Annotated in this window: 8 protein-coding genes; 6 read left to right on the plus strand and 2 right to left on the minus strand. The window is 42.9% G+C overall.

Going from position 1 to position 12,116, the window contains the following annotated elements:
- Nucleotides 1–14: 14 nt before the first annotated feature.
- From ABD894_RS07935 to ABD894_RS07950, 4 genes are all read left to right on the plus strand, one after another.
- Nucleotides 15–995 (plus strand): fasciclin domain-containing protein, encoded by a 981-nt coding sequence (locus tag ABD894_RS07935; RefSeq protein ID WP_345210471.1) that lies wholly within the window; start codon nucleotides 15–17, stop codon nucleotides 993–995.
- Nucleotides 996–1,009: 14 nt separating this feature from the next.
- Nucleotides 1,010–4,252: a TonB-dependent receptor gene (locus tag ABD894_RS07940; protein WP_345210472.1), complete on the plus strand. Its 3,243-nt coding sequence runs from the start codon at nucleotides 1,010–1,012 to the stop codon at nucleotides 4,250–4,252.
- Nucleotides 4,253–4,281: 29 nt separating this feature from the next.
- Nucleotides 4,282–6,495: an IPT/TIG domain-containing protein gene (locus tag ABD894_RS07945; protein ID WP_345210473.1), complete on the plus strand. Its 2,214-nt coding sequence runs from the start codon at nucleotides 4,282–4,284 to the stop codon at nucleotides 6,493–6,495.
- Between the two features lie 340 nt (nucleotides 6,496–6,835).
- A complete protein-coding gene (locus ABD894_RS07950; RefSeq protein WP_345210474.1) occupies nucleotides 6,836–7,336 on the plus strand; it encodes a hypothetical protein in 501 nt (166 codons plus the stop codon).
- A 79-nt stretch (nucleotides 7,337–7,415) separates the two neighbouring features.
- Here the strand turns inward: ABD894_RS07950 and ABD894_RS07955 are convergent, their stop codons facing one another.
- On the minus strand, nucleotides 7,416–8,210 hold the full coding sequence (locus ABD894_RS07955) for a helix-turn-helix domain-containing protein (protein WP_345210475.1): 795 nt from the start codon (nucleotides 8,208–8,210) through the stop codon (nucleotides 7,416–7,418).
- Nucleotides 8,211–8,308: 98 nt separating this feature from the next.
- Between ABD894_RS07955 and ABD894_RS07960 the strand changes: the two genes are divergently transcribed.
- The gene (locus tag ABD894_RS07960) at nucleotides 8,309–9,652 is read left to right on the plus strand and encodes a Kelch repeat-containing protein (RefSeq protein WP_345210476.1); all 1,344 of its coding nucleotides are present in this window, start codon (nucleotides 8,309–8,311) and stop codon (nucleotides 9,650–9,652) included.
- An 82-nt stretch (nucleotides 9,653–9,734) separates the two neighbouring features.
- Nucleotides 9,735–10,169 (plus strand): lipocalin family protein, encoded by a 435-nt coding sequence (locus ABD894_RS07965; protein WP_345210477.1) that lies wholly within the window; start codon nucleotides 9,735–9,737, stop codon nucleotides 10,167–10,169.
- A gap of 149 nt (nucleotides 10,170–10,318) precedes the next feature.
- Here the strand turns inward: ABD894_RS07965 and ABD894_RS07970 are convergent, their stop codons facing one another.
- On the minus strand, nucleotides 10,319–11,995 hold the full coding sequence (locus ABD894_RS07970) for a phospholipase D-like domain-containing protein (protein WP_345210478.1): 1,677 nt from the start codon (nucleotides 11,993–11,995) through the stop codon (nucleotides 10,319–10,321).
- Nucleotides 11,996–12,116: the final 121 nt, after the last annotated feature.

A 12,116-nucleotide genomic window follows, 5' to 3' on the forward strand; every position in this document is an offset into this window, starting at 1 on the left:
TTTAAAAACAAACGATGAAAAATTTTAAATATCTGCTGCTGGTTTTAGCGGTGGCCTTTACGGCCTGTGCCAAAAAGGATAATATTATAACGGTAGATAATACTAAGATAAGCGCGATTGTAGCCGATAACTTTAACCTGTCGGTTTTTAACACCGCTTTAATCAGAACCGGTTTAGCTAAAGTTACCGATCAGCCGGGAGTATTCACGGTTATAGCACCTTCTGATGATGCTTTTGTTGTCGCCGGTTTTCGCGACGCTAACGCGATATTAAGTGCTGATCCGTCAAGGGTATCGGCTATTATGAACTACCACATCCTTAACGGTAGTTACGAGTTTAATAAACTGCCTTACCTGTTTAACCAGGAAATACGTTCGGCAAACGGCGGTAAGCTTTTTGTAACGCATTGGGTAAAAGGCGGCGATACAGTATTAACCATAAACGGATCGAAAGTACTTTCGCAAAATGTAAAAGCATCCAACGGTTTTATACAGGTGGTTGACAGGGTGCTTGAACCATATACCCACAACCTGGTTGTCGAAGCCATCGCGTCAGACCGTGACCTTACCTTGTTTTACCAGGCACTGCAACGTGCGGGGCTGGTAAATACCATAAGCGGCACAGGGCCTTATACCATATTCGCGCCTAATAATGCCGCCATGGCGGCTTTCGGTTTAAGTTCTATAGAAAGCATTAACCAGATGCAGCCTGCCGAACTATCACGCCTGATGAGTTACCACATTATTACCGACCGCCGGTTTGTATATGATTATGTGTTGAGCACCGGCAGTACCAATAAAAGTGAGCAAACCATGCTCGATGGTAACTCTATAACAATAACGCTCAAGCCTAACCCGCAAATACAGGGCGCATTTAACGGCATAGAGTTAAAGGGAACAGGAAACACATCTGTTATTCAGCTAATAAAACAAGATGTACTCACTGGTAACGGTGTAGTGCATACCATAGGCAGCATGTTGAAAATTACCCAGTAATAAAGCATTTCACGATGATTAAAAGATATACATTTCAGAAGATATTAATGCTTCTGCTGTTGTTGCTGCCATTCGCGGTAGCGGCACAGGAAACCAGCGGTACCCTTAACGGTACCATATTTGATGCCGCGGGGCAGCCATTACCTGGCGTTACGGTTGTAGCTATACATCAGCCTTCGGGCACAAAATATGCCGTATCGGCAAATAAAGATGGTTATTATTATTTAAACAACCTGCGCATAGGCGGCCCTTACAGTGTTGAGGCAACCATGATAGGCATGGCAGCTGTAAAAAAAGAAAATATAACGATAAGGCTGGGTACGGCGCTTCAGCTAAACTTTGTATTAACCGATAACACAAAACAGCTTAGCGAGGTAGTAATTAAGGCAACTAAGAACGGAGCGCAGGCAAGTACTTATGGTACGGGTAAAAACATCAGCGCGTCGCAGGTGCGTAATATGCCCACGGTATCGCGCAGTATAACTGATATTACCCGCCTGGTGCCACAAGCCAGTAAGGATAACAGTTTTGGTGGCAGCAACTTCAGGTACAACAACGTAACAATTGACGGTGCCATTAATAACGATGCTATCGGCTTTAGTCCTTCGTTAGGCGGGCAGTCGGGTACATCGGGTATGGCTGGTAGTTCTACCCGTACCAACCCGGTATCGCTGGATGCTATTGAAGATATGCAGGTATACCTGGCCCCTTACGATGTTAAAATAGGGAACTTTACCGGTGGTTCCGTAAACGCGGTTACACGCAGCGGGACTAATACGGTTAGCGGCTCTGTTTATGGTTTTGGCCGTAACGCAGGCTTAACAGGTAACGATAGGGTAGGTACACTTGGTAAAATGAATAGTGATTTTTATGATTATCAAACCGGTTTCCGTTTGGGTTTCCCTATCATAAAAAACAAGTTGTTCTTTTTTACCAACGAAGAAATAACCCGCCGCCAGGATCCTGTACAATTAATGGCCGGGCAGGCAGAAACCAGCCAGATCTTAAGCCTGGATGATGCCAATGCCATAACTGCCGCCAATTTCATCAATACAGGTACGGCAGGTAATTTTAACACCTATTCAAAATCGACTAAGTTTTTTAACCGATTAGATTGGAATATCGACGATAATAATCAGCTGGCTATCCGCAATAATACCATCTTATCCAAGGCTACTAACCTCGATCGTGATCAGCAGGATTTTAAGTTTAGCAGCATGGCTTATCTGCAAAAAAATAACCAAAGCTCAACCGTTGCCGAGTTGAAAAGCAGGCTGAACAATAATCTTTCGGGCAATGTATTGGTTGGTTATACCATTGTAAATGACTCGCGTGATCCTTTAGGCGATCCCAGTCTTCCGCAGGTGCAAATTATGGGCCGTACCCCGGGTACAACCATTTATTTAGGCACAGATCGCGAAGCCAGTATATTTGATATGCAGCAGCGCACGTTGGAGCTTACCGCCAACCTGAACTGGAATTTGGGCAAACACCGCATTACCGTTGGTACCCATAACGAGCTTTACAACATTACCTATGGTTTTGTAAACGCCTGGAACGGTCGTGTAGATTATAACAGTATAGAAGATTACCTAAACAATATCCCATATCGGGTACGCGGCGCTTACAACTATCAAAACAATAGCCGCGAATACATTTTAAACAACCCCGGCGCAAAGTTTAACATCAACCTTTATAGTTTATATATACAGGATGAGATCCGGGTATCAGACAAGCTGCGGGTTATCCCCGGCTTAAGGGCAGATATGGCTTACCTGGGAGATAAGCCCGAGCTAAGCGAAAAAACACGCACTGCCGCCGCTGATCCGTTTTTTGGGAACACGTATACCTATACGCCTTTAAACCGTATCACTAATAATTATCTTAACAGGGTTCAGTTATCACCAAGGTTAGGTTTCAGGTACGACTGGAATGGCGATCAAAGTGTGATACTGCGTGGCGGCGCGGGCTTATTCACCGGCCGTATACCAATGGCCTGGCTGGCCTATGCTTTTTACAACAATGGCAACAGCTATGGCGGGTTTGACCAAAAGGCAGACCAAAAACCATTTTTGCCGGGTACCAATCCGTTACAGGGTGGGGCCAATGGCATTGCAGGCTTCATTAATCAAAACGGTACTAATACCAACAATGTAAACAGCGGTAAAACACAGGTCGATCTTATTGATAATGATTTTGTTATGCCGCAGGTGCTCAGAACAAGTTTAGGCGTAGATTATTCCACAACCGATCAATGGAAGTTTGGTGTGGAAGCCATTTATACCAAAACCATAAAAGATGTGCTTTTTCAGCAATTGAACGTGCAGGATAACCCTACTTACTATGGTTATGATAAACAGCGGCAGCAACCGGTTTACAGCGGTACTGTTGATCAGCGTTTTTCAAACACCTATTTGTTAAGCAACACAGGTAAAGGTTACCGTTACAGCCTGACGGCAAGCATCAGTAAAGCTATTGCCGATGTATTGCAGGTATCGGCATCTTACACCTACGGGCAATCGAAAGACCTCTCGAACGGGGTACGTAACTCTATGGAATCAAACTGGCAATTGAACCAGTCGCTGGTACCTAACAACCCGGTTTTAGCCAACAGTAATTTTGATATCCGTAACCGCATAGTGAGCACTATAAGCTATAATAAGCTATGGGCGAAAGCTGGCAAAACAAACGTTTCCTTATTCTTTAGCGCGCAATCCGGGAGTCCGTTTACCTATGGTATTGTAAATAACAGCGTACAGGGCTTGCCACAGCAGGTTAGTTTAGCATACATCCCTCAAAAAGATGAAGCTATAAAATACTTCCAGGATAACGCTACCGCGACAGCAGTGCAGCAGGCCGATGCATTTAACCAGTATGTAGACGGAAATAGCTACCTAAGCAGCAGAAGAGGACAGTTTACCGAACGTAATAAAGGCCGCACGCCATGGAATATCCAGGCCGATCTGCACCTTTCGCACGATCTGTTTGTAACAGCCGAAAAGAAGCAGTTTGTAACCTTCACCGTTGATGTAATGAATTTGACAAACCTCATCAGCAAAAGCTGGGGCGTACAATACTTTTCGCCAAATACATTTAACTCCACTTCAAGTGTTGGCTTAACGCCGGTATTGTTTCCGCCGTCGCAAAATGCAGGGGAGTACCCTTTGTACCAGTTCAAAACACCGGGCAAACCGTATAGTATAGACTATTATGGCTCACGTACGCAGGTACAGCTTGGTTTAAGATATACCTTTTAATGATCAGCACCAATCGAGATAAAAAAGCTATGAATTATCAAACAAAATTTAACACAGCTACCCGTATGGTGCTGTGTTTAATGAGCCTGTGCATGCTTCTGTTAGGCGCTTGTAAAAAGGACGGGAAGGATGAAGTTAAAGTGCCTGTAGCCGTTACCGATTATTACCCGAACAGCGGTAACCAGGGTACGTTAGTTACTATAGAAGGCACAGGTTTCAGTAGTAAAACAGATGGCGTATCGGCCACGTTTAATGGTGTTAATGCCGATGTAGTGAGCGTTACCGCTACCGCCGTTGTTGTACGTGCGCCGGCGGCCGGTGCTACGGGCAGCATCGTTATGAAAATGAATAACGAAACCCTGACGATAGGCAACTATACTTACCAGGAATTGAGTGTACAAAGCCTCAGCCCGGCAAATGGTGCCGCAGGTACGCATATTCGTATTGTGGGTGCAGGTTTTAGCAGTACAAAAGGCCCGGCAACGGTATTTGTGAACGGCAAACCGGCTTTGGTGGTTAGCGCGAGCGATAACCTGCTGGTTGCCGAAGTGCCGGTTGATGCCGGTACAGGCCCGGTTACCGTTAAAGTAAACGGCAGTGAAGCCAACGGACAGATCTTTAAATTTCAGGTGATATCTGCAATTAAACCTGCTTCCGGAGGCAAGGGTACGCAGGTGAAAATTACAGGTGGCGGCTTTGATGAAGTGAAAGCGGGCAACCTTGTCGACTTTAATGGAAAACCAGCCGTAGTTACCGAAGTAACGGCCGATTACCTGATGGTAACCGCCCCGGATGGCGTGCAAACAGGCCCGGTATCAGTAACCATTAATAAGCAGAAAGCTACAGGGCCAATATTTACGGTAGTGCCGATGCCTAAAATTAACGCGGTTACGCCGTTAAGCGGTCCGGCAGGTACCGAAATGACCATAACAGGTGAGAATTTCAGCACCTTTAACGACGAAAATAAAATAACCATAAACGGTAAGAATACCGTTGTGCTTACATCCAATCCCTTTAAAATAACGTTAACCATTCCCGGCAGTACAGGCGATGGTAAAGTTATTGTGAACGTGAATGATCAGATAGTTCAGGGTCCCGATTTTAAGGATCAAACCTTAGGTATAGCCTCTATGGCCCCGGATAACGGACTTGCAGGTACGCAGGTAACCATTGCCGGTACAGGTTTTAATGCCAACGCGGCTTTAAACACGGTTACGTTTAATGGCGAGAAGGCGCAAATAATCAGCGCGACACCTACAAGTTTGGTGGTGGTAACGCCTCCTGCGCTTACCTCGGGCCCGGTAGTTGTTAGCAACGCGGGGCAAAATGCAAAATCGCCGGTAAACTTTAACCGTGCCGGGATCATGACATTGGCGGGTGGCCCCGGCAGTACTGCCCTTAACATATCAGACCGTGGCGCAAGTATCACGGTAGATAGCCACGGCAACGTGTTTTTAGTTGATTTCACCAGCCAATGTATCAGAAAGATCAACCCTCAAGGCGTAGTATCTGTATTTGCAGGCAGTGCCTCCAAGCAATCGGGTAATCAAAACGGACAAGGGACAGACGCACGCTTCAGCTTTAGTTTTACAAGCGGTATTGTAGTTGACAAGCAGGATAACCTGTTTGTTTCTGATGGATCTAACAACACTATACGTAAAATTACACCTGATGCTGTAGTAAGCACTTACTCTGTTAACCTTATATCACCGGGGAAACTGGCTATTGATGATGATGGTATTTTATATGTACAAACCCAATATAGCCTTACCAGGGTAGATAAAGCAGGTGTAAGAGCAGTTACGAGCAATTTTTATGCTAATGACTATGGTTCGCCGGTTATTGTCGGTTCCTATTTGTATTCTTCTGATAGTGACGGCTTGTATATAAACCGTTATGATTTAAATACCAAAACTAATTTGCGTGGCTGGGCAGGTAATGGCGAATTCGGTAATTCTGACGGGCCAAAAAATCAATCAATGCTGGCCATTCCTTTAGGCCTGATAACCGATGGGCAGGGTAATATTTATTTCTCTGACGGATTTGCGCAAACAACCCGTAAGATAAATTTAACCTTAAATGAATTGAGCACCGTTTCTACCCAACCGGCGCGCGGGTATAAAGATGGGGCATTGAATGAAGCGCAATTCATGAACAGATCAGACATGGCGATAGATAAGGAGGGCAATATTTATATTGTTGACCAGTTCAATAATGCTATTCGTAAAATGTTTTTGAAATAAGCGTAGTACATTTTTAAGTATTAAAAAGCCACCGCCTCATAAGTTACTTATGGGGCGGCGGCTTTTATATTGTGAAAAGGTATAAGCCCAATTAATGAAAAACTTAATAAATAGAAGATAGCTACCCCGCCTATACGTAATACCAGATTTTGATTTTAGAATATCCGACAACGCTTCTCTATGTACTAATTGTTTATCAGATACTATTAAAGTATATAAACTTAAGTTAGCCGATCAGCAGTGGCCCGGCTTCTTTCTAAAAATGTATCTGCATGTAAATATGATCAGGATAATGGTTATTTTGGCACCAAAAAATGTTAACCATACACCTTATCAAAAAATGAGTAAACAAATTTTGCCCAATGCGGCCACTCTTATAACACCATCTCTAATTACAAAATTTGCATTTAAATATAATCTGAAATTAGTTATTGCCGTGATGCTGATGTTCACGTTGGGATGTAAAAAGGATAAGGCTGATAAAGATCCGATGACTTTACTAACCTCTAAAAACTGGACACCAACAGACAGGGACGAAGATAACAGCACAAACCCTGCCGATGGTACTTCCTATTATGCAGTACACAATTGTGAAAAAGACGATACGTATACTTTTAATAAAGATTTAAAACTTAGCATTAATGGCGGTGACAGCCCTTGCCAGTTAAACGAAGTTAATCCGCAGGTTAGCGACTATAATGTTGATTTTGCCGCTAAAAAGATAACTATCAAAGGAACAACTTACACCATTGCTGCTATTACAGCTACGCAGCTCAAAATCTACATAACACTACCACCCACATCGATTGTTCGGCATAATGTATATGTATTTCATCATTAATAAAATGCCGCAAAGTGTTTAATTTGATACGGCCTTTGCGATATAAAAATGATTAGCGGGGATAATACTCCTGTTACAATTAGCTGTTAAAAAGGCGTTTTGATTTGTCGCGATAATGCATTATCGCCAACTGTACCATATTTTGTGTGCCTGTTTTTTTTAACATATTTTTCCGATGATTATCTACCGTATACTTCTCTATGTTCAGTAACGCTGCTATTTCATGACTGGATTTTCCCTGCACAACCAGTTCCAGTATCTCACATTCCCTGGGCGTTAAAATATGTGTCACCAAGTCGGGTTCGTGTATTCTTCGGTGCAGTAGTGTATTACCTTTGATATCTATTTTTTCGATAGTATGTATGATAGCATTGTCGGTGGTTCTGTTCGTTATGTCCCGAAGGAAACCTATAGTCATTAAAGGCATGCCATTATCCAGAGATTTGCTAAAAAATGACGATTGTTCTATCTTGATATATCTGCCATTTCTATGCCTAACCCGGTAATTACATGTGAATAGATAGTTGCCGTAATCAGCTACGGATACTTTCCTCAGGAAAGCGAGGTTGTCAGGTAGTATAAACCGATCATAAACGGCCAGGTCATCGGGATGCCAGATCTTCAGGGCCAGTTTTAAGCCGCCTGTCATCAATATGGGTATTGGATAATCTGCCATAGAAGCCATAACCTCGTTGCAATACAGGTAAGCTTGTTTGGTAAAGTCGAGTACGTAGATGCCGGGTTTGTATTCCTTATAATATTTGTAATAACGCCCTTGTTGAATCTGTGTTTCCCAATGCTCCTGGTTCATGTCGTCTGCATCAACCAGGCGGGCGCGTTCTAAAAATTCGGTGTAAGAGTTTAGGTCATTCATTTCCTCAATTATAGTTAAAAAGAGTTATTTTATAGCTATAAATAGCTATTGAAGTGAGAAAAATTGAGAAGTAAATTTGTTTCTTACAAAAAAACATAATGAAACAACTTAAACCTTATTTTTTTGGGAGCGTAATTTCGCTCTTAGCCGTTTTCTCCTCATGCTCAAGCAATAAAACTGACCCGACGCCGGAGACGCCACAACTCACCGTTACAGCCTTTAGTCCGTCGAGCGGCAAAGCAGGCTCATTGGTAACAATAACGGGTACAACATTTGGTACTGACGTGAATGCCGTGACCATTAAGTTCGGGAATGCCGCTGCAATAAAGCCTAAAACAATAAAGGCTACCGAATTAACTGCCGAAGTTCCTGCGGATGCAACAACCGGTAAAATTACCGTTGCTATTGCAGGTGGAAATACAGTGAGTAGTAAAAATGATTTTACGGTTACTGTTGATCCGGTGGAAGATTACAGCGCTTACACCAAGATAGAACACACCGGCACAGCAAATCTTTCCGTAGCCCGTGACGGACTTGCCGCTGCGGCATTAGGCGACTATATCATATTTGCCGGAGGACAAACCGCCGCCAATGAATTTTCAAAAGCTGTAGATATTTATAACATTAAAACAAACACCTGGACCACCGCAGAGCTAAGCGAAGCACGCTACCAATTATCGGCCGCTGCGGCAGGCACAAAAATTATTTTTGCCGGTGGGGTAGGAAATGGCCCCGATTCTAAAACAGTAGATATTTTTGATATTGTTACTCAAACATGGTCAACCGCGCAATTAAGCCAGGGACGTTATCGCCTAACGGCAGCTGCCATTGGCAATAAAATATTTATAGCCGGCGGCGCTGATGACGGGGTAGAGAGCAAAACCGTTGATATTTATGACGCAAGCACCAACAGCTGGACTACTTCTCAACTAAGTGCCGGACGCAGGAGGTTGGCTGCCGCCGTAGCCGGAAACAAAGTACTTGTTGCAGGAGGAAGCGGAGATAAGGAAAAAGTGGTTGATATTTACGATAATACTACCGCTACGTGGACTACTGCTGAATTAAGCGAAGACCGCAGCCATTGTGTTGGCGCGGGAAATGCTAACATTGCCATCTTCGGTGATGGAAAAACGGTAGACATTTATAATGCGACTACCAATGCATGGAGCATATCGAACCTAAGTACATTTAGATACGACTTCGCATCGGCCGCCGCGGGCACCAAGATCGTATTCGCCGGAGGGGCTTCAGAGCATGTTTCTGTTTATCCGAAAACAGCAGATATTTATGATGTTAAGACCGGCACCTGGACAACCTTACCGCTAAGCGAAGGCCGCGACCTGCTTAAAGGTGCCGCTACTAAAAATAAAATGCTTTTTGCGGGTGGAAGTACTGATAACGGACCTTCTAAAACTGTAGATATTTACACGCTATCAAAATAAACCTTTTGCAGTAGTACCTGCCCTACAGTTAATGGAAGGTACTACTGCGGTTTTACTCATATTATACTTAAACCTTATTACTATGTTTCAGATTACAAAAAGACTCTTTCTTTTAATTTTTGTTATTAGTACGTTGGCGACAGCTAACGGCTGCAAAAAAGATAGCAATAAAAAAAATGAAGATCAGGCATCACTCAAAGGCAAATGGACATTCACCCTTGAAAATGCCAAAACCTACAAAAATGGGGCTCTCATATATGATGTTGACGATGATGGCAATGGCGATAGCTTTTTGGAATTTACTGATGATAAAGTGACTTACACTTATCGCGATGAAACACCTCAAACCTATGGTTATACCTATGACGCTTCAGTTAAACGACTGCACATTGCCGGCAATGATGCGCTTACCTACGAGGTGGAAACATTGACCAACAAGAAACTTGTTTTGATTTGGAAAAGCGATGTTAGAGGCGGGGGACAAATGGATGTTTACACAACCACCTACACCAGGTAACTTATTATAAATTACGGGTTACAGGCGTTTAATACAATAAGTAGTGTCTCATAATAGTGCTCAAGTTATTCTTCTGTCTCTTTTTTTGAAAAAGCTATTCTAAAAGCTAAGTATTGCCTATGTGTCAGCAATACTTAGCTTTATAACAATCAGTTGTTTACCGATGCGAAAAATTGTCTTCGTGATGATCTGGGCGTATCGCCAAAGCTATCTTTCCACCAATCACCTGTGCTTAATGGTTTTGGCGGATTATGCTTTCTCCAGGCAAGCGACTCGCGAAAGGAAAAGTGAGAGAACAAGCGCATAAACTCTCCTATATAAATATCCGCAACTCTTTTATTACCACAAATAATCAGCATGTTTTCGTCATTGTCTGTTGTAGATGCGTTACTGAAATTAGCTGACCCAGCAACTACGATCGGTTTTTCCCCAAGCGGATCAATGAGCATAAATTTATTGTGAACATACCTTACATTTTTATTCAGATCAGTTAACGATTCTTTCAGCCAGCCATCAAATTTATTAGTCCTGATCAGGTCACCAATGGCGAATACATTTTCGGGGAGATTTCTAAGATTTTGAATGATCCGTTCTTCAGCCAGTTTGGCCGCTTTTTCCTCCGGTGTATCATCACCCATCGGCCGGGTTTTCTTTTCTAATAATGCAAAGCGTACCTTCGCTGTTGATGTTTTAAAAACATCTTTGAATATGCTGTTAAGGCCAAAAGCAAATGTCATAAATAGGCCCTGCTTTGCAGTTTTGGCAAGTTGGCCATAAAACTCAAGTGCCTCCAATGTTGTTCTTGGGCTAAAAATTGTGGTTGTGCCATCTGCAATGGGTATTGACGGAACTTTTGAAAGAGCTTCGGTTGCCTGCTTTATAGTAGCTTGTTTAGGATCTTTCTGTAATTCTGTCCAATAATTAAAATATTTGTTTGCCACGGCGGGCTCTTCCACTACGTGTGCTACGTTAGAATGACCGAATATACCTCCCGAAGAAAAATTAGTTCCACCGGTCCATACACTTACCGCATCGTCTCCTTCCAGCTTAACCATAAATTTATTGTGAGAAATGTAGCTTTTACCCTTTGTGCGTTTAGTACAAATAGTTTCTAACCCGCATTTTATAACTGCTTTTTCGTTTGCTTCACCGGGGTTTTTCTTCCGGTAATCATATATAATCTTGATGTCTAAACCATTGTTCATCGCATCAGCCAGCACCAGTAAAAACGGCTCGTAATGAAATTCATAGGCTGCAATACGAAGTTTATGTTGCCCCGGTACACAACTTTGCACAAATTGAACCATTGCCTCATATAGGCCCCTTGACAGCCAGTCGAAAATCGGCTTGTCTTCCGGATCGTTTTGTTTAGGCTTTTTATCCCCGAAACGGCGTACGTACTCCTGCGAAGCAGCAGCACCACGATTGAAATATACATCGTGGTCTCCGGATTCGGGTGATTCGGTTTTTATTTTTATAGAGACAGATGCGAATGATGTAAGCAATTGAGGGCTGCCTTTAAGCGCTGTGACGACGTAGGTATAATCGTGCCCCGGTTTAGCTGAATAGTCGGCCCATTGGAAACTTTGTACAGGATGATCTTTAGTTGAATACAATGAGCCTGCCGGAAAACCCGGATCAGTTGCTTCAAATGCTTTCATGCCTTCAAGGTAATAGGCTTCATTCTCCGTATGATCAGTACGGTGTATTGAAAAGCCCAAGAGACCATCACATTTTGCTTCGGGCAGATGAAAGCCTAAAGTAACTACATAAGTACCTGCAATGGCAAGAACTTTAAATTCGTTGGAAGTTGATGTTTTACGCATTTTGACAAGGTTTAAGAAGTGATTTTAAAGATGTTTATAGGTGAGTTAAATATATGTAAAATGCTGTAAATCAATAGTTGTATAATGTTAAATAATTAACAATAATTGCCTTTATTCTTTA

The sequence above is a fragment of the Mucilaginibacter gynuensis genome (genome assembly GCF_039541195.1).
Taxonomy (GTDB): domain Bacteria; phylum Bacteroidota; class Bacteroidia; order Sphingobacteriales; family Sphingobacteriaceae; genus Mucilaginibacter; species Mucilaginibacter gynuensis.

Excerpts from the sequence above, each read along its gene's own strand:
- ABD894_RS07935 (WP_345210471.1), top strand. The coding sequence starts at position 15 with ATGAAAAATTTTAAATATCTGCTGCTGGTTTTAGCGGTGGCCTTTACG.
- ABD894_RS07965 (WP_345210477.1), top strand. The coding sequence starts at position 9,735 with ATGTTTCAGATTACAAAAAGACTCTTTCTTTTAATTTTTGTTATTAGT.
- ABD894_RS07940 (WP_345210472.1), top strand. The coding sequence starts at position 1,010 with ATGATTAAAAGATATACATTTCAGAAGATATTAATGCTTCTGCTGTTG.
- ABD894_RS07960 (WP_345210476.1), top strand. The coding sequence starts at position 8,309 with ATGAAACAACTTAAACCTTATTTTTTTGGGAGCGTAATTTCGCTCTTA.
- ABD894_RS07970 (WP_345210478.1), bottom strand. The coding sequence starts at position 11,995 with ATGCGTAAAACATCAACTTCCAACGAATTTAAAGTTCTTGCCATTGCA.
- ABD894_RS07950 (WP_345210474.1), top strand. The coding sequence starts at position 6,836 with ATGAGTAAACAAATTTTGCCCAATGCGGCCACTCTTATAACACCATCT.
- ABD894_RS07955 (WP_345210475.1), bottom strand. The coding sequence starts at position 8,210 with ATGAATGACCTAAACTCTTACACCGAATTTTTAGAACGCGCCCGCCTG.
- ABD894_RS07945 (WP_345210473.1), top strand. The coding sequence starts at position 4,282 with ATGAATTATCAAACAAAATTTAACACAGCTACCCGTATGGTGCTGTGT.